23 protein-coding genes are annotated in these 18,473 nt (G+C 36.7%); 22 read left to right on the top strand and 1 reads right to left on the bottom strand.

What is annotated here, in order from left to right; all coding sequences use genetic code 11:
* The first annotated feature begins 243 nt into the window (after window positions 1-243).
* The 8 genes from MKY97_RS19000 (at window position 244) to MKY97_RS18965 (ending at window position 5,790) form a co-directional block, all read left to right on the top strand.
* Entirely contained in the window at window positions 244-531 is a 288-nt protein-coding gene (locus MKY97_RS19000) for a DUF3139 domain-containing protein (RefSeq protein ID WP_342551868.1), read from the top strand.
* Between the two features lie 87 nt (window positions 532-618).
* Window positions 619-1,371 (top strand): peroxide stress protein YaaA, encoded by a 753-nt coding sequence (gene yaaA / locus MKY97_RS18995; RefSeq protein ID WP_342551867.1) that lies wholly within the window; start codon window positions 619-621, stop codon window positions 1,369-1,371.
* Between the two features lie 283 nt (window positions 1,372-1,654).
* Window positions 1,655-2,002 (top strand): hypothetical protein, encoded by a 348-nt coding sequence (locus MKY97_RS18990; RefSeq protein WP_342551866.1) that lies wholly within the window; start codon window positions 1,655-1,657, stop codon window positions 2,000-2,002.
* Entirely contained in the window at window positions 1,963-2,385 is a 423-nt protein-coding gene (locus MKY97_RS18985; protein WP_342551865.1) for a hypothetical protein, read from the top strand. Before MKY97_RS18990 ends, MKY97_RS18985 begins: the two co-directional genes overlap by 40 nt.
* A gap of 131 nt (window positions 2,386-2,516) precedes the next feature.
* Window positions 2,517-3,005: a HEAT repeat domain-containing protein gene (locus MKY97_RS18980; RefSeq protein ID WP_342551864.1), complete on the top strand. Its 489-nt coding sequence runs from the start codon at window positions 2,517-2,519 to the stop codon at window positions 3,003-3,005.
* Between the two features lie 235 nt (window positions 3,006-3,240).
* Entirely contained in the window at window positions 3,241-4,026 is a 786-nt protein-coding gene (locus MKY97_RS18975) for a hypothetical protein (RefSeq protein WP_342551863.1), read from the top strand.
* A gap of 561 nt (window positions 4,027-4,587) precedes the next feature.
* Window positions 4,588-5,220: a hypothetical protein gene (locus MKY97_RS18970; RefSeq protein WP_342551862.1), complete on the top strand. Its 633-nt coding sequence runs from the start codon at window positions 4,588-4,590 to the stop codon at window positions 5,218-5,220.
* A gap of 54 nt (window positions 5,221-5,274) precedes the next feature.
* Window positions 5,275-5,790, top strand: coding sequence for a hypothetical protein (locus tag MKY97_RS18965; protein WP_342551861.1), 516 nt, complete (start codon window positions 5,275-5,277; stop codon window positions 5,788-5,790).
* 269 nt (window positions 5,791-6,059) lie between these two features.
* On the opposite strand, the gene MKY97_RS18960 is transcribed toward MKY97_RS18965, so the two are convergent.
* Window positions 6,060-6,617 (bottom strand): DUF4879 domain-containing protein, encoded by a 558-nt coding sequence (locus MKY97_RS18960; protein WP_342551860.1) that lies wholly within the window; start codon window positions 6,615-6,617, stop codon window positions 6,060-6,062.
* Window positions 6,618-7,132: 515 nt separating this feature from the next.
* Between MKY97_RS18960 and MKY97_RS18955 the strand changes: the two genes are divergently transcribed.
* The 14 genes from MKY97_RS18955 to MKY97_RS18890 all read left to right on the top strand — a co-directional run bounded on the left by MKY97_RS18955 (window position 7,133) and on the right by MKY97_RS18890 (window position 18,471).
* Window positions 7,133-8,266 carry a WXG100 family type VII secretion target gene (locus MKY97_RS18955; protein ID WP_342551859.1) on the top strand — a complete coding sequence of 378 codons (1,134 nt, stop codon included), beginning with the start codon at window positions 7,133-7,135 and terminating at the stop codon, window positions 8,264-8,266.
* 20 nt (window positions 8,267-8,286) lie between these two features.
* Complete coding sequence (locus tag MKY97_RS18950) at window positions 8,287-8,631, top strand: hypothetical protein (RefSeq protein WP_342551858.1); 345 nt, start codon at window positions 8,287-8,289, stop codon at window positions 8,629-8,631.
* Between the two features lie 130 nt (window positions 8,632-8,761).
* Window positions 8,762-9,091: a hypothetical protein gene (locus tag MKY97_RS18945; protein WP_342551857.1), complete on the top strand. Its 330-nt coding sequence runs from the start codon at window positions 8,762-8,764 to the stop codon at window positions 9,089-9,091.
* Window positions 9,092-9,326: 235 nt separating this feature from the next.
* The gene (locus tag MKY97_RS18940; RefSeq protein WP_342551856.1) at window positions 9,327-9,815 is read left to right on the top strand and encodes a hypothetical protein; all 489 of its coding nucleotides are present in this window, start codon (window positions 9,327-9,329) and stop codon (window positions 9,813-9,815) included.
* A gap of 406 nt (window positions 9,816-10,221) precedes the next feature.
* The gene (locus MKY97_RS18935; protein WP_342551855.1) at window positions 10,222-10,659 is read left to right on the top strand and encodes a hypothetical protein; all 438 of its coding nucleotides are present in this window, start codon (window positions 10,222-10,224) and stop codon (window positions 10,657-10,659) included.
* Between the two features lie 144 nt (window positions 10,660-10,803).
* Window positions 10,804-11,403 carry a pentapeptide repeat-containing protein gene (locus MKY97_RS18930; RefSeq protein ID WP_342551854.1) on the top strand — a complete coding sequence of 200 codons (600 nt, stop codon included), beginning with the start codon at window positions 10,804-10,806 and terminating at the stop codon, window positions 11,401-11,403.
* Window positions 11,404-11,627: 224 nt separating this feature from the next.
* Entirely contained in the window at window positions 11,628-12,095 is a 468-nt protein-coding gene (locus MKY97_RS18925) for a DUF2004 domain-containing protein (protein ID WP_342551853.1), read from the top strand.
* A gap of 75 nt (window positions 12,096-12,170) precedes the next feature.
* Window positions 12,171-12,656, top strand: a complete 486-nt coding sequence (locus MKY97_RS18920; protein WP_342551852.1) for a hypothetical protein — start codon at window positions 12,171-12,173, stop codon at window positions 12,654-12,656.
* Window positions 12,657-12,676: 20 nt separating this feature from the next.
* Window positions 12,677-13,093, top strand: coding sequence for a hypothetical protein (locus MKY97_RS18915; protein WP_342551851.1), 417 nt, complete (start codon window positions 12,677-12,679; stop codon window positions 13,091-13,093).
* 77 nt (window positions 13,094-13,170) lie between these two features.
* Window positions 13,171-13,566, top strand: a complete 396-nt coding sequence (locus tag MKY97_RS18910) for a hypothetical protein (RefSeq protein WP_342551850.1) — start codon at window positions 13,171-13,173, stop codon at window positions 13,564-13,566.
* A gap of 85 nt (window positions 13,567-13,651) precedes the next feature.
* Window positions 13,652-14,119, top strand: a complete 468-nt coding sequence (locus MKY97_RS18905) for a hypothetical protein (protein ID WP_342551849.1) — start codon at window positions 13,652-13,654, stop codon at window positions 14,117-14,119.
* 130 nt (window positions 14,120-14,249) lie between these two features.
* Window positions 14,250-15,848, top strand: coding sequence for a protein kinase (locus MKY97_RS18900; protein WP_342551848.1), 1,599 nt, complete (start codon window positions 14,250-14,252; stop codon window positions 15,846-15,848).
* 585 nt (window positions 15,849-16,433) lie between these two features.
* Window positions 16,434-17,840, top strand: a complete 1,407-nt coding sequence (locus MKY97_RS18895) for a Wadjet anti-phage system protein JetA family protein (RefSeq protein WP_342551847.1) — start codon at window positions 16,434-16,436, stop codon at window positions 17,838-17,840.
* On the top strand, window positions 17,830-18,471 hold the full coding sequence (locus MKY97_RS18890) for a DUF4194 domain-containing protein (protein WP_342551846.1): 642 nt from the start codon (window positions 17,830-17,832) through the stop codon (window positions 18,469-18,471). The genes MKY97_RS18895 and MKY97_RS18890 overlap by 11 nt, the downstream gene beginning before the upstream one ends.
* The last annotated feature ends 2 nt before the right edge of the window (window positions 18,472-18,473 follow it).

The raw sequence follows: 18,473 nt of genomic DNA, 5'->3' as shown, positions 1-18,473 counted from the left end.
ACCATGAGAATATCGACCTAAATTCTGATAATAACATATTGACGAGTGTATTATACCCAATAGTAGCAAAGACCCATGATATAAGATAGGCGCCCGCAAGTGTTGATTTCGAGATCCAAGTTAGTTTACTACAAATATTTTTAATATCCATTGCAGAAATTGAAACAGGTCAACAGCCCGATATGTGAAAATAATCCATTCTGGTAACATAGATTTAATGAAAAAAAGTTAGGGTGAGTAGAAATGAAGCCGCTAAAGACCTTATTGGCTGCAGTCGCATTACTAATTATTGCTTCTTTGGCCTGGTACGGCTCTTATCAGAGTGATATGAAGAAACTTGAGGATGAGCTGAGGACGTATCTAACGGTTGAAAAAGGAATCGAGGAGCATACGATTATAAGCATCACAGCTCGTCGCAGTAAAATGCCGATGTATCCTGTTGTTGTCCAATTTAAGGATAATCCAGAGGAATATATTTACTACTATAGAGAAGATGAATGGATTCAGCTGGCACCTGATCCGAATTCGTAATAATATGCCTCACGATTGGATTCATCTGCCTAATCCTGTACAATGAATAACGACATAACAACGGTAGAGTAAGGATGGATTAGAACGATGAGGATTATTATATCACCAGCCAAAAAGATGAAGGTCGACACCGATCTGATGGCGAGCGCGCAGATGCCGCAATTTATTAACGAGTCAGAACAACTTCTGAGTCTGCTTCAAACGTTATCGTATGACGACCTCAAAACGCTGTGGAAGTGCAATGATACAATCGCAGAGCTGAATATGGAGCGGATTCGGAGCATGAATCTGAAGGCAAATCTTACGCCTGCTATCTATGCCTATGAGGGCATTCAGTATCAATATATGGCACCGGGTGTTTTTCAGCATGAGGAACTGACATATCTGGAGCAGCACTTACGTATATTATCCGGATTTTATGGCATGTTACGCCCTTTGGACGGGGTTACCCCGTATCGGTTGGAGATGCAGGGCAAGCTGCAGGGTCCCGGGTTTAAATCTCTTTACCAGTTCTGGGACAGCAAGCTGGCTGATCAGCTTCAAGCGGAAAGCAGCTGCATTCTGAACTTGGCTTCCAAAGAATACAGCAAGAACATCACCCCTTTTCTGAACCAGGAAACCCGGTTTATTACGTGTGTCTTCGGGCAAATGGTGAATGGAAAGCTGGTTGAAAAGGCCACGCGCGCTAAGATGGCGAGAGGCGAAATGGTACGTTACATGGCAGAGCGGAAGATTACGGATGTACAGGAGATCAAAGGCTTTGATCGATTAGAGTTTGTTTTCTCGGAAGAACAATCGGATGAGCGTACTTATGTGTTTATTTATTCAGAGAAGAAGTAAGTCTGATATAAATACTGGATTAATTACTAATGTAATATCTAAAGTAAAATCAAATGATTCTAATGACCAAAAGTCGCCGCTGTGCGGCTTTTTTTTATCTCTTGAAATAATCGTGTATGAAAGGAAAATAGTCCCTATTGTAGAGGTCTAAAAGACTATTACCAAAATTAAGGGAAATGACGATACTTATACTTCCAGACATTTTGTCCCTTTTAGGAATGAACTTTAGCATACTAGCGCCGTATTTTCATTCTAAACTTCATGAACACTAGGAGGTATTGAAGTGGAAGGATTTGATTTTGAAAAATTAAATAAAAGAAATTCAAGGAAAGCCGCAGAGGTGTTACGCTCCTTTATCGAAATTGAGGTTAACGAATACAGTAAGAGTGATATTATTCAGTTTCTCAAACACTCTTCCGTAGGAGAGGAACTCGAATTGACGGATCACTTTATCATCCGAAAAAATGAAGATGAAGTGCTTGTATTTAACGAAACGACTGAAATGTTTGTCATAAATCCTGAAGATTACAGAGTATATGTCGAGGTCAGCTCTTTAATATACCTAATAAATAAACCATGGAGATTGAATAAATGGACATTACGAATATTAAGATGTTACCCGATCGAGTAGAAGCAGGAACGTTATTGTTATTGTTTAGAGGTGTTCTGGAAGAGTTTGAACATGGAAAGCTTAATAAAAAAGAATTTCTGATATGTTTATCCGACTTAACCGATCGACAGATTTGGACGTATGGGCTTTTGGAACAAGACACAAGGAACGATGTGGACAAGGTTGTAAGGGCATTATGGAACTTGGATTCGTATGACGATGTAGACATTATACTTTCTATTGTCGTTAACCTTGGTTTAAGTCAATCCTTTATGAAGATTAAAAAGTCTTTACATACCAAACAAGATATCGATCCAAGGATTCGAAAAGAAATTGAAGAAACAGTTGTCGAGGTGGGGGAGCATATTTCTAATCCTTATCATGACTTGGAAAGGTTTAAATAAGTTGAAGCTCATAAGTAGGCGAACCAGCAAAGGGCACAACAGAACTTAGATAGAATCATTTGAAGGTCCATCTTGCGGCGGCAAATTAAAAAAGGGAATGAGATAACCTATCGGTATCTTAACGAGGGAGGTTGTATCCAATACAGACGACTATCAAGGAATTATTAGCTGAAGAGAGGTTCGAAGAAGCGATGACTCTGATTGCTGAGCTGGGAGACAAAGGAGATCGTTCTTCAGTTGAGTTCCTCATTGGAATTTTGACCGGAACCCAGAATACTCTTGTCAGAAATGAAGTGGCGATTGCACTAAAAGATATTGGAGACAATAGAGCGGTTTATCCGCTAATTAAGGCTCTGTCCAACGCAGAGATGAGAAGGAGCAGGGGCACTTTGCTGTACGCGATGGAAGAAATGCATTATGAGCCTTATATTAAGATCATTGCAGCATTGATTGGTGACGCCAGTCTGGAAGTAAGGATGCAGTCTTTTCTATTATTTGAAAAGGTAGCGGGAAAATTAAGCACGCAGCAAAAGCAGATTTGCAAAGAGGCTTTATTGAAGTGCAAAGTTGAACGTACTAATGACATGTTGGATGAGGCATTAGCGTTGTTGAGAAACTAGTCAATCCGACTCTTTCAAATGATCAATCATCTACAAGATTGTAAGCTGTACTGAGTAGACTTTATACAGCCCGATGTCTCACAAGAGATATTGGGTTATTTTATTGCTTACAGATATATGCAGGAATAACGAGATGAAAAAAGTTTAACAGTATGTATTTTCTGTAATATGTTTGACCGATGGTAAATTAAGTTATATAATGTTATTAAATGGGATTTCGTGAAGGGGGTCAAGCATGTCTAGTAAATTATACGATCATGGCGAACTAGACTCTGCTGTCAAACTGCTCAGAATGGCATACGGATTCGAAAACTGGTTTGAGGTTTTAAGGTTATCTGAGGATTTATATGAAGATTCGCTGCAAGCTTATAATTTGCAAATGATATCCACAGATACTATCTTACATACAAAACGAACTATAATTTACTATGTAGGTTACGCACTGCTGATGCAGGGCATTGGGCATCAAAAACTTTCAGATTTTGATAAAGCAAAGGAGTGTGTTCTTAAATATGGTGATTTTGGCTGGGTGAACAATCCTGATGATGAAGCCAAATCAGAGATTGAATTTTATGCTAATACATCAAAACTCAATCTCATAGTATTGGAGCTATTGCAAGGAAATAGTGACAATATAAGGGGATACATCTCTTTTATACAAGAGAATCAGGAAGAAACCAATGCCGGTTTACTTACTCTTTTAGAAGCTAACCGCATCAACGGTTTACAAGTTAGCGACTACCAGCATTTGTTTGAAGAACATGCTAATACAAGAGAATCTATAAAACCTGCAGACATGCCATCATATTTAAAGTATCTTTACGAGTACTCACTTTACATGATTAGAACATCGGATCAAGAGACTGCAATTAATAATATACTTTATTGTTTGGCAATATCATCTAAAGTTAGTGCTGATAAGACATCAATTAAGTATGTTAATTTGTTTGAAAAACTAAGAGACCATGCTTCCAATAAACAAATAGATAAATATAAATCTATATTAGAGGGGATGCGCTGATTATGAAGGGAAGAGTGACGAATCTATTGATTTTATCTATTACTTTTTTAGAGCCAATTATACAATTGTTTAACCATGGTACAGGGCATTGATTTATAGAAAATGAATCAACTCTCGGAGGGCTGGACCTAATAGGCTGGGAGCAGACTGGTACGAGTGAAACATACTCAAAGAAATGTGAACCTACGGATACAGCCAACTTTAAAGTCAATGGTTACTTTTTGGTTGGAGCAGAAATAGGTGGAGTTCCAATTGGGACAAAACATAATGCTACATTCGAAGGATCATTAACACTTCAATCATCAGTATCGCGGTGTTTTTTTAAAATAAACACAATAAAAGGTGTCTACTTGAAAATAAGTAGACACCTTTTCATTATAAATTGGCTGTCAAACCTGCTGGTTCTGGGGTACGGGCTATCAGGAATCACTTGATATTAATCATCATTTAAATGAGGTACTGAATACGAGTTGAATGCAGCGTTTGATTTGAATTTATATATTTTCTAGATAATATTAACGATGGGGTGGAAGGCAGTTTGCTGAATTTGGAGGTGAGTGTGTGTCGAGTTGGATCAAATGGATTTGGAGTGCTGCGGTTCTCGTTAATCTAGCTGTGTTTATTTGGTTTTTAGTTGAGACTACATCTAATTTTCAAAGATCACTCGATTTGGTCGGTATGCCGATCATGCTTCTCTGCGGTATACCTTCGCTTATGATTCATATGATTTCAATAGTCGTTTTAATAAGGAAATGGAATTCTCAGTTAAGTATAAGTAACATGATCTACGGAGTCGTCTTCATCTTTATATTAATGTTCTGTACTCCAGCTTTTATAAACGCATTAGAACATACGGTGAAACCAGAGCGAGTAGAAAGTGATCCTGTCAGCCGCACATCGGATGAGAAGTACGAGTACAATCTGGAGATAATCAACATGTCCCAGCGAAATAATCAGGTGAATTTAATTGTGAAAGAGGTATCTAATCAAGCTGATCAATTAACGATCTCGCTAGCTCTGGATGCGAAAGAGATTGCAGCCATCACGACGGGGCCAGGATCTGATTGGCAGTGGACTGTCCTAGAACCTACGGAAAAACCTGGAATATACAAACTTATTACTACCGAAAGATTAGGCATGCATAAGGTCTATAGGATTGATATTGCAGAGGGCATATCCCAAGAAATGAAGTGAGTGTGAGACAGAAGTGTACGATCCGTATGAGATTTGATTGGAGAGTAAAGCAGCATGAATAACTATATAAATTCGTTTATAAAAAAGTTTGATTATTATTTTGAGCAAAAAGAAATCTCACATATTATTTATGTACATGATCAGGACGATCATGAGAGATTAGATCAAGTCCTGTTTCTAGAGAAAGATGATGGTCATGTCATAGGCTTGTATATAAGAGGCATGAATCCGTTAATCTCAGTGAATAGAATCGACGATTTGGATGATTTTAATTTATTTGCGAGTTATGAACGATTGGTTGAATCAAAGGAAAATATTAAACTCCGAATAGAGAATATACGTTTGTTTTTTAGCTCTAAATATAACGAATTATTAGGTTTTTATTTATCGAATAAAGATGAATCCAGTTCTCTATTTGTATTGTTTCTACAAGATGAGATGGATGTAAAGAAGAATGAGAGTAAGTCAGACGCCAGCAAGATACTGAAGAGTAGGTATTCAACTGAAGGATTGTTCACTTACGAGAAAAACAGTCAGGGTGACTGGGAAGAAATCGAAATGGAATATTAATCGGAAGAATAATATCAGAATCTCGAATGATGGGGTGAAGTAAACTGTACCCTGTAAAGTAGACGTTTTACAATGTCTCTTTACGTGGTACAGCTTTTTTCATTTGATGATGCTTTGTGCTGCGTAATCTGTGAGAGCTTCTTCAAAACTTATTTTAAAGATAATGTCCTAATTCAATTGTTAAAAGAAGAAACAGACGCAACATCACCGTGCTTAGGCGTAGTTACATAAAAAAGAATATCAAGCCTTTGTAGGTTGGGCTTTAGAACTTAACGAACATTAATCCAACCGGTCCACTGTGTTGGAATATTAATGGAGTAAACGGTTCCTACGAACTGCCCACCCGTACTAGGTGCCTCATATAGCCAAGAATAAGCAAAGGCATCTATAACACGATCACCGTCCAGATCTATAGGTTCAGACCAATTGTTTGTCATTTTATTTCCTGCGAGTGTGCCGAAGTGAGAGCTGTCATAACCGATCTGGAAAGTAACACACTGTATCCAGTCCCCCCCATGATCATGGGCAGTGGAGAACGGGTTGCTATTGAAGCCGTAAATTTCTTGACCACCATTAGGGGAAGCGACAGCGTATACATTAATGTGAGATACCTTTGGCGCAGGTGCATGCAGCACGGGGCCGCCATTGTCTTTTTGTGCTTTCAATTCCGCTCTGGCTGCCTCTACAGCTTCACGGAATGCTTTTGAATTCACCACTTCTTCTTTCGTTAAAGGTTTGGGTTGAGCCGTCTGAGCCTCGGCAAAAACAGCTGCATTAAACGAGAAGACTAAAACAAGAATAAGAGCCAAGCTAAACAACTTTTTCATAGAGATCAATTCCACCTTTCTTGTAATGGATGAGCCGCAGATAAAGATACACATACTTACTTAACAAAGATGAACTTGCAGATGGAAACCTACGTATCCTCCTTTCGTTGTGAGAATGATCCTTCCCATAATATCTGTTTCTGTTTCTATTGATAGCACGAAGAGGGAAGAAAGCTGCAGGCTGGAGCGCTCTGGCAGGTTCAGAATGATATAATAAGTAAAGCCTGATAATCGGTTTTAAATTACAAAATTATTGTTTAAATTGAAATATATTCCATATGTATAATCGTATAGTACTTCTTGTTGTTGAAGGAAGTCAAGCATATTCACAAATTACACAAAATGTTAGAAGGATTGTTTTCATACTAAAAAGAAAAATGTATAAGACTTGAGCACGATTGTAGTTAAATCTGGTACAGGATAATGTATCAAAATCAGGAAGTTAGCCGGATGAAATTGCCATCAAACTTCTGCTAACATAGTTTTATTCTACATAAAATAAGCGGTGAAAACGGATGAGTACAATCAAAGTAACACCTGAGCAGTTACATCACGTATCAAGTCAGGTGGATCAGGCGAGGCAGCAATTGGAGCATATCCAAGATAATCTCTCCAGGCAGATGATGTTCCTTCAAGCCATGTGGATGGGTGTGACACAGGAGCGCTTTTATGATGATTTTGCGCGGTCGCGTCCCGTACTACAGAAAGCACTTGAGAGTATGGTGTATACTTCGAAAGAGTTAAAGGATATCGCGATCCGGTTTGAGAATGCAGATGCGGAGAAAGGGAGTCTGGGCGGTGTTATTGGTGCTGTTGGTGCGGCAGCAATGATGAAGAGCACAGGGAGTGATACGGGTTCGGAGGACAAAGGCTACCGGATGGCACAAGTCGATGTCCTTGGTAGGCTGATGTGGATGCCTGTAAACGAAAAGGGTTTTCCCGATCAGGCATCTCTGCAAGCTTATGAGAAGGATCAGGGGCATTTGGATATCAATCGGATGCAAGCAGCAGGTTATGTGGAAGAGCCGGAGGAAGATATTCATGCGTTGCAGATTAAAGCTTTTGAAAATCGAATCCATCCCTTCACGGGCGAGCCTGTATCCGATAAGTATGCTCAGATCATGCTGACTTCTCTGAAGTTCAGCCAGATCGTTATGGCTTTTCAGATGGTTCGCGGAAGTATGCCTGGTCGCAAAGGTCCGTTTCGCTTGCCTGCTTCTGATCCGGCGGTGGCGAAGATTAAAAAGAATTTGGAAGCGGCTGAAGTGAGGAAAACTAGCAGTACTGAGCGTACTAGTAACGTTAGGACGTTTATTTCAACCGATAAATATGTAGGTGAAACTGCTAATGCTATTGAAGCAAGATATCCTGGTAAAGTGGTAGATGTAAACAAGAAAGTATATAGAGATGATGGAACACCATTGACAGATTATGATATTGAGCTTGATAACGCAATAATTCAAGTTAAACAAGGTGGTGGAAAAGGTGCGACGCGACAAGCAATAAATACTGCCTCAAGTACAAATAAAGAAGTTATTGTATATTTACCTAATCAAATTTCAAATTCTGCTGTTGTAAAAGGGCTTCAAAAAGAAGGGTTCCAAGTGTTTACAAGTGAAGCGGACTTAATTAATTATGTTGGTAGGTAATAAAAAGGGGAGAATGCTGCATGCAATGGATAATTCTTATTGGCAATGAAAGTTTTAATCTTAACCTTATTCGTAATCTGAAACATTACGGTGAAAATAAATCTACTAATCTTACTGAGAATAGATTTGTTGTAGATTACGGTTACGATCATGTTTTTTATGAAAGTGCAGCAGATATCATTAATGATTATGAAGAAAATGATATAAAACGAATTCCTTTTTCAAACCCTCAATTTATAATGATGACGTATACGAATGAAAAATTGATGAAACAAATATTGTCCCAAGAGAATTTTCCGCGTGACATTTATATTGATGATGATAATGGGAATATAGTTCCAATAGAAGATTTCATTGTGTCTTAATTATTATTTGGAGTTGACCTTGAAGGGGGGCATCCCTCAAGGTTTTTTTACTTTAGAAAAAGCATTAATAAACTAAAAGAAGAGTTTCCAGACTACAAATTTAGTGCTGCTTTTGGAGGCGAATAAATGCATGTCAATTAGTGCTGTAATATATGAACCACAAAATGATTTTGAACAGAGTTTCTTTGTCCCAATTGCTACGGAATCGTTTTTTAAAGAATGTTGGCAACCTGCGATTGAGGAACTAGGGTTACAATGGATGGACCTCTTTTCATCAGGTGTTGATGTAGAGGAGGAAGATGTACCGTCAATTATTGAGGAACTAATTCAAATCAAAGATTGGGCCGTAAAAAATTTAGCAGAGGAACAAAGGGATAAAATGATCGAAAGAATAACGAGTCTACAAAATAAATTGCCACTAGCATTTCAGCGCAAAGATGCTGTTTTTTTTATAGGATAGATCGAATATTAGTCATGTTAAAATTTGATGGATTTACCCTTTGCAGAGTGAATCCATCATTCAATCAATACATAAGATTCGTATAAAGATTTCTTCAATGGGGTGAAACAGGAGGAGATACGTTGACTGCTCAAATGAATAAAAATTTTTTCGACGAATTTATCTAAAGCCCTTGCTTCTGAGGATTTTAATAAACATTTTGATAAAGATATCGAATACGAATGAGGTGAAAGAAATGTATCTTGAGAATGCAAAATTAAAAATAAATAATATACATTGGGATAAGATAGGAACAACTGTGACTGATGAAGATTCTAAATTGGGTTATGAGTTTTTAAGAAGATTAGCTATTTTTTTTAAAGAGGAACAGCTAAAACCCCTACCACCAGCTTTTACGAATATAGCAAAATTGCTGGGTGACGTTGAGGATGAAATAGAGATTTCAATGTTTTGTAGTCCAGAAGCAGTAAAATTTTTAAACAAAAATTTGTATGTACAAAGAATATTTGAGTATTATTTACAGCTGGCTAAGTATGCAGATAAATCACCAGTTGCCCATAAATACTTGAATATTTATGAACTTTTAATAAGAGTTTTTGAAAGAGGAGGCTCATTTTCAATTAAACCGCTTGCATTAGATATAACAAATGTTGCTCATTTCCCTTTGAATGAATGGTATACTAGGTTTTTGGAAAAAGAACCGATTGACATTAAAGACCTGTAGTCTTGGATAACGAAAATTTCAAATAATATGCAATGAAGCAAATTTAAATTTACCACGTACTGGACAAGTTCCAATGAATGATTTAAATATTTCAACGCTCCAGCAAGACAGCGGCAAGTTGTGGGGAGTCTATAGCACACATATGGCTGACTAATCAACGCATTGATTATGAAAATTTATCAAACCAGGAGTTACAGTGATTGAAGCGTTGTCTGTGATTAAAGCAAACCGTCCTGATTGGTATAAGACGTATTCAGAATTGTATTATCAATCATAGGTTAAAGACAGCCCTAAAGACCATCCTTTAGGGTTTCTTTGTTGTGAAGCTAACCGATGGTGTCTCAGTTTTTTTTAAAATGTAGGAGTTCAACCTGGTAGTTTCAAAGATTAGGAAGGAGTACTTACTGTGTTGAATATAAAAAATGTAAAGCAGTCAGATGCAGGATTTTATACGGAATCTACTTATACCCCATCTGTACAAACATATAATATATTGACAGAACATATGTCAGGTGATTGTATTCCAATTCAAATTGAATGTGGTGGATGTATTTGGTTGGATACTGAAGGGGCTCTTGGGGAAATTGAATTTATTTATCCCAAGACAGTTCAGAGTCCTTTACTTCACAATGTGGGACGAAATATTATGGGAACTCCGCATTTTGAAGTAACAGACTCCATATATGAAAGTCCATTCGTTCAGGTTTTTGAAGGTGGTTTTGTAATTTGGCTAAAAGAAGTAACCCATATTGAATTGGGTATATCAGATGGAGAAATTATCTATTTTATTTCTAACGACGAACTATGTGGAATATTAGCAACGAAGACAGTAATAAATGAGTGAAATTTCAACCCTTACAGGCATAGATTGAGACGTCAAAAGTTTTCAAATCCAAGTGGGCCTGAGCATATTGAACAACTGAAGAAAATCAATGGATGAAGCGGCAATAGAAGTTGGAATACTGTGGTATCCGTATGGAGTGAGAAAATGGAAGAAATAAATGTTTTTAATATGTTTAATTTGCATAAAAAGTGGGTTGAGACAATTGGTGATGAAGGTGAGCAGTTAAAGTTAGATGAAGTTGATTTAAGAGTTTTTGACTTATCCGAAGTATTACTTGAACAATCCTATTTAATAGATTGCACTTTTGATGATCTCAAACTGGAAAATGTTGATTTTCATTCATCATTATTAGCCTCATCAACGTTTATCAATGCATCTTTAGATAAATGTGACTTTTATAAATCAGATCTCAGGTATACGGATTTTTCCAACTGCATCATTAAAAATAGTAGATTTAGTAAAGCTGATTGTTGGGAAGCAGCATTTAATAACGCATGTTTAGTCGATTGTAATCTGATTAATATATCTTTCCATTTAACAGATTTTAGAAATGAAAGACTAGAAAATGTAGATATAAGTGTATCAACATTTAAAGATGCGTTGTTAAATGAAGTAAAACTAAAGAGTATTAAAGGGATAGAAGAAGCTTTTTTTCAGAGTATAAATATTGGCACACCGGAAAAACCAGTGTTGTTAGAAAAAGAAGAAGCTAGGAAATGGTTTTTAGAAAAGTGTGAACCCTAATATTTTTTCACTACATCAGACAGGTTGATCTTAGTTGGGTACTACAATGATTGACCTGTTTGGGTTATCTTCGTTTTCTGCCTGCCAGGTTTGCAGATAACAAAGAAGGGGATGCTGCAATACAATATTACAGTGAGAACAATTTGCTAACTTCTCTGAGAATAAAATTGTCTGGCGTGTGAACCTAGAGGACTTGCAAAAAAATAGTTGAGGAAGATTTTATAATGAAAATGAATGATTCAGTTTTCGGAGAGCTTGAACATGATTATGTGTGGACTAAGGACATGACTATTCAATTTTTTGAAAATGAAAACAAAATATCACTCATAATTGAAGGAGATGAAGATGGTATATTTGATGAAGGACAGTACCTGGCATATCAGGCATTAATGAAAAATTGGAATGATTTGCAACAAATTTTCTTACAATCACTCCTAGAGTATTATCAACAAAGGCGATATGAACTGGGTTATGATATTGCTTTTAATGAGAACTATCCCTTAGTTGAAACAACCGACCAAATTCTAGAGATGATTGAGTTAGATGGAATTGTTGTTCCCTATGGAGATATAAGGGACGGCCGAGATATTGGAGTACTATTTAATTGCTCATGGGACAAGGAAAATGGAGTGGGACTTCGTTTATTGGATGAAGAAGTGATTGAGGTAGGATACCAGGATATCGTAATTTAATTTTGCTCAAGCTTGCAAACAACTACAAAAGATCAGGTCGTCCGTGGAACATAATCAGGAGGGGATTACAATCTCATGGGCACTTCAGCTGTTATTTTAACGCAAAAAGATAAATATTCTCCAGACCAGCTCCTGGCTGATACTATTGTTGCCGCTTTTCATTCAGATTCTGCTCTTTATTTCTATAACAACAAAACATATACAAATGAAGGAGAGTTTTTGTATACAACGCTTAACATTAAACGTAAGTCATTTACTGGAGACATTGAATCCTCATTTATTTTCCATATTCACAGCATAAGCAGCCCGAGTACTGAATTTTATTATCACGAAGATTTAGGTTTAGACACTAATGAATCGCTATGTCAGGTCGGTCATATTGAAGATATCTATGGTAATCAGGAGTTAATACTTCATTTTATTTATGAATATCTCAAACTGAATCCTGATGATTATTTCTGGATAACAGACAATGATTGGCTATACAACTGGGGGGACATTCAAAAAATGAAGTCCGTACCATATGATCCAGACTGGTGCTATCAGAATCCTAGAGACTAATGAGAAAAAGGATGAAGGCTTTGACTTTACAAAAAACAGTGGAAACACTGCATCAGTGGATTGACCAGAATTGGTCGACATTAGATCAGACAGAGTTAAAAACAACGAGAGAGACGGTAGACTCTTTATACCATCAATTGATATCTGAAATAGATCATACGGACAACTCGGATCATTTATTGAAAGCAATCAATTACGAACTTACTCATTTCTTTCTGCCGATTCCTTGTGTAATGAAGATGTATCAAAGATTGATTTGGTTAAATCCATCCAACCGTTCCTACTATGCAGGGTTTACAGATTACCTTTTACAATATGGTCCCGATTGGGAAGAAGAGGCAAATGTTTTAATCGAACTTTACATGAAAGAAGATTTTCGAAAGGCTTGCGATTTTTCACAAAAGATTGAGCAAGTTAAAGATTTTGAGAATAAGTAATCCATGTCCAGGTATCATCCCAAATGGTGATCCTATAAAAGACTTTATCAAGGTTCGAAGTTCGAATAGGAGGAGATATGTTGATTACTCAAATGAATAAAGAAATTTTTTCGACTAATTTATCTAAAGCAGTTGATACGATAAGAAAGACTACAAACATTTCGAGCGATATCGTTAAGTTTGTCATCGAGCCCGTTGAGGAAGAGGGGAAAATGTTAGATGTTAGCGATGAAATGATGAGACGCCTTGTGTTATCCACAGAGAATGTTGGCGGTAAGAAACTATGGTTAAAAGATGTTGTTGGGGTTTTAGGAGGGCTTTTCCCGAAAGCTCCGATATGGATTAATGTATCTTTTGTAGAAATGGACGGAGATAACGCGATCTTCAAGCTGGAAACCAGTTTGCGCTTTAGAAAATCGAGTTTATTAAGGAATACTGAAACAGGTCATGCTCCTTTTAAAGCCATGGTATAGACGGAGACTCTTTGAAATAAGAAGATGATGGGATTGGGAATATCCAGGACGAAATAATGAATTCATACTTATAGGAGATACGAACATGTTTAAATACAGGTATGCCATTGAATATAAAGCAGATTTCAACGAAGTTATCCTGGACTTAGGCATTGATTCATCATTAAAGAATGGTTATCTGATAACTAATTCTTTGGGATCAGATATTTTTGGAGATTCCGCCACGATCCAGGAAGAGGTTGGAAAACTAATTGAATTACTGAAAGGAAAAATAAAGCTATACGAAGGTGGAGGGAACGTCAATTTAATAAGATCAGACAAGTTTTTTACAAATTTTGAAGATATCTTTGCTGAAGATGATGAAGAAAACAGAACATGTGAAATTGAGAAGGTAGAATATGTAAAGATCTTATTGTTATGGGCAAAAGAGAATTTCAAATATAAAAGCCAGCGAGGTGTTATTATGAAAGAAGAAGCGGAAGGAGCATTAGACTGGATCAAAAAAATCCATATCGAGATATGTGAGATTGAGAGACAACAAGTTGAATGGTAGATCTAATTATGTAAAAAGAACATGAATCTTGAATGTGCAAAGACACTAAGGACATTAAATCAATGATAAAGCAGAATTTCACGGAACGAAATGGATATAACAGTCGTTCTATAGGAATGGAGTTTAATAAATGAATAATTCACTTTTAGATGCTGCGGAGCGATTAAAAATAGGTTTGCTTGCCAAAGCTACAGATGGAGAGTATCCCGATCCGGACTATAAAGAAGATTTAAGAATTCTATCAACTGATAATGAATTAAATATGATGTTACCAGCTTTTATTCGATTGAATCGCTCTAGCTCAGATTTTAGAAGAGCTATGCAAACTAAATTTAAAGGCTACGCGGAACGTAGAAACTTTATTGATCAAGAATTAGAACCAATCTTTAAATACTTAGAAAAATATCCTAGTGACAAATTTGAAATTAATATTGATGCTTATGAATTAGGTGAACAGCTTGGTAATGGAGGATTTGGAGTAGTATATAAATACCACCACAAATTGTTAGAAGTTGATTTTGCTGTTAAAATATTCGAACCCGTATTTGTTTCTAACGATGACCATATAGAAGGTGAAAGACGTTTTTTTAGAGAAGCAAAGATGTTATTTCAATTAAACAGTGATTATATTGTTCGAGTGTACGACATAGGTCGCATAGATGGAAAACCATTTATTCGAATGGAGCTAGTGGAAGGGGATACATTACTTGATTTCATATCGCAGAATGGTTCAGTTTCTTTTACACGATCTATAAAACCTATTACTGCAATATTAAAGGGGTTGAATTATGCTCACAAAATGGGCGTAATTCACCGAGACTTAAAGCCCAGCAATATTATGGTCACAAAGGATGGAAAGTTCAAAATTATAGATTTTGGTATCAGTGCCTTCTTGGAGAATGAAAATCATACAAAACTAACGAAAACTGGAGAACGTGTAGCCGGTGGAGCATATACCGATCCTGCGTTGATAAATGATCCTAGATTACGTGATATAAGAAGCGATTTATATTCTGTAGGTGCAATTTGGTATTATCTATTAGTGGGACGATCTCCTGTTGGAGGAGATGCCCGGAGAGTTTTATTACAGTCTGGTAACGCCACAGAACTTCAAAGTGATATCATCTTTAAATGTTTGACTAGTGATCCTGTTGATCGTTATCAATCATGTGAAGAGATATTAGCCATGTTATATCCGAAGGAAATCGTATCCAGTTTACCTTCTGCTATTACAATGCCTAACAGAATTACAGAGATAACAAGAGAAGCGGTTTTTGATTACTTAACTGAACGTTATTATGATGATTGCAATACTTACGTATTTTCACAATCAGGTGCATATCAGGAGCCAGAACGTGTTTTTCACTATTATGGTAAAAGAAATTGTGTTACATTTCTCAATCGGTTATATGACTTGGAGAATATGCCAAGTAGAGATTCTCGTTTAAAAACATTCAAAGAGGAAATACAACGACACACTGTGGCGAATGAAGACTATCAGTATGATTGGATTTTTCACGATGAGAGCTTGGGATTAGTAGCTGGTAACGATGAAGTATTGCTTAAGTTTCTATGTGAAATGTTTCATCCATTAGTACGTTCAGAGAAAAGTGATTGGCAAAGTGTCAAAGAGAGTATCAATGAGCTAATAAAAATAGATGGATACGAAATATACGAAAGCGAAAAAATATCTGGGCGCTCTGTTTTCTCTTATCAATATTGTATTTGAAGAGAATGTTTCTCTCGGAAATGGAGGTCAGGTCAAATATAATTCTGATGGAAATCTCACAATCTTCACCTCGGAGTTTAATGTTTTTTCCAGTATATTATCTACAAAACAAAAGCCGTGATTCGGTGCAGTATGGCCACCAAGCTGGTAAATTCTCAGTCAGTTCTTAGGCAGAAGTCAATTATATTTTCATTTTGAGAGTACCACCTAAAGTGATGCCCCATGATAACTAAAAAGTACCCAATAAATTAGCCAAGAAAAAGTCACCATACTTGTGCAGCACGCACGTAATTCAGTGAACTGATTCCCTAGGTCGAAAAAAGATTTTCACAAATTTAATATGATAATAAACTTATTTTCTATTTTAGCTAGTTGTTGATTCACAAGTGCCTCTAACCTAATGGGGGAGCGTGAAAATGAAATTCAAAGAAGCTTCTGTTGATTTTTTGACAGGAGTTTTTTTGTTATAAGTATAAGTCAACATAAGTCGTCATATTCTTCCATTTTATAGTATAATATGACTGTATTAAAAGACCTACTGCAAACAAATGAATTATAATACCAAATGGATTGGCAGGTGGACACGTGAACATTTTTGACACAATTCCTGAAAATTTTTTCTCTGTGCTGTCATCGGGGAACAAAGAAATATATGTTGATGCGCTCATGCTGCTACATCAGATGTTCAAGTATGAACTTAATATACGGGTAGACGATTATATCTCGTCTTTGATAGCCCAAATTGAGGATAAATCCTTTATGCTCGAAGAAGATGACGAAGTAACCGAAGTCAACTTGACATCTAATGTTAAGGCGCGTTTGATATTGAACCGCCTGGTTAAAACGGGATGGGTAGATAAGGAGTTTCTGGATGGATCATTTATTGAAATTATTACTCCACGTGATTACGCCATTAAAGTAATGAAGCTTTTGAGTGAACTAAGTGATCAGACCCTGCACGATTATAACTCCCTCGTATTCGCGACTTATTCTGGTCTCAAGCAAGCTAAAAATGAACATCAAGGGCAAATGTATGAGGCAGTCTTGTCCGCAAAGACAAACACCGAGCAACTTACTTACGAGCTAAAAAGGCTTTATCATGGAATTCGCAGTTATTTGCGGAGAATACAGGAGCAGAGCGAAGTGAATGTGCTGCTGAAAAACCATTTTGAAGAATACAAAAGGATGTCCGACAGTATTTATCATCCGATTAAAACAATGGATTCTATTCATCGTTACATGGCACCAATTCAGGAGATACTGTCAGATATTCTTGCGGATGAAGAACTCATGGATGGAATGCGATCAAGAGCCATGACGATCCGAAAATATGAGAATGATGATGAGGCGGGGCAGGAGATCATATCTTCAATTGATTATGTTTTGGATGTATACCAGTCAATTGGAGGAATTGTGAATGAAATTGATAGAAAGCACAACGCATACACAAAAAGCTCTATTGAAAAAATCCAATACCTGATGACTGCAGACCAAAGTATCAAGGGAAAACTGGTTGAGCTGTTGAAAGAATACTCAAAATCCTCAGATACCAAGCGCACGGTAATCGTTGAAATGCTTGAAAAGAATATAAGAGTCAATCGACAAGAATTTATTGATGGAAAATCTCTCTATCATAAAAATGTACGTAGTAGGCGTGTCAATTCTGAACCGCTGGAAATCACAGAGGATAATACGTTTTCTAATGCGGCTATGACTGGAATGCTGCAACAAATTAAAAATGGATACCCCGTGGAAAGAATTCGAAAATATGTAAACAGTCTTTTCAAAGAAAATGAATCGTCTATTAATAGTGAGACAATATCGATTAATAACGATGAGGACTTTGTACTTCTGATACTGGCTATGGTTCGTGCTAATGAACGAGGCATGAATTACAAGGTGCAAATGAACAATGGTAGACTTGATAGAAATGGTTACATAATTCCTAATATGACGTTCTGCAAAAGAGAGGTGGACCACCATGTGGAATGAGAAGTACATAGGACTTACTACTTATGAGAAAGGCGAGTTCAAACGTTTGGCGAATTACCTATTATCTCATACATATATGGTGCGATATGAATATCAGTCTTCACAGCAGATGACCTTGCCAAACTACGACTATCAGATCGCTTCACGTCTATTTGAAATTTTGCAAGATTATTTTGCGGTCACTGGCTGGAGGCTTGAAAAAGATGATAATTATGGAATCATGTCCTTAATAAATATATTTGACCATAATCGCCTGAGGATTGATCGATTCACTACATTGTTTTTATATACATGCCGTCTTATATACGAAGAAGAGCGAGAACAAGTAAATAGCTTCCATACGGTTAAAACAGATACTCAAGCAGTTGTTGAAAAAATGCGTATACTTGGTCTTCTTGATAAGGGGAAAACAACACAAAAAGAACGTATTGAGGCTCAAAGAACGCTTGCACATCATAATATTATTCAGAAAATGGAATCTTCTGCATGGAACAATGAAGGCAATCAAATTCTCATTCTTCCATCCATCTTATCTATTATTTCCAATCAAGGCATCAACGATATGATAACAGAATTAGATGAGCTTCGAGTAGATGACGACACTAGTACAACTGGAGAACAGGAGGAATAGAA

It is taken from the genome of Paenibacillus sp. FSL R7-0652 (assembly GCF_038595045.1).
Taxonomy (GTDB): Bacteria; Bacillota; Bacilli; order Paenibacillales; family Paenibacillaceae; genus Paenibacillus.
Note: the sequence above shows the minus strand (reverse complement) of the source record. Positions and strands in the feature narration are given on the sequence as shown.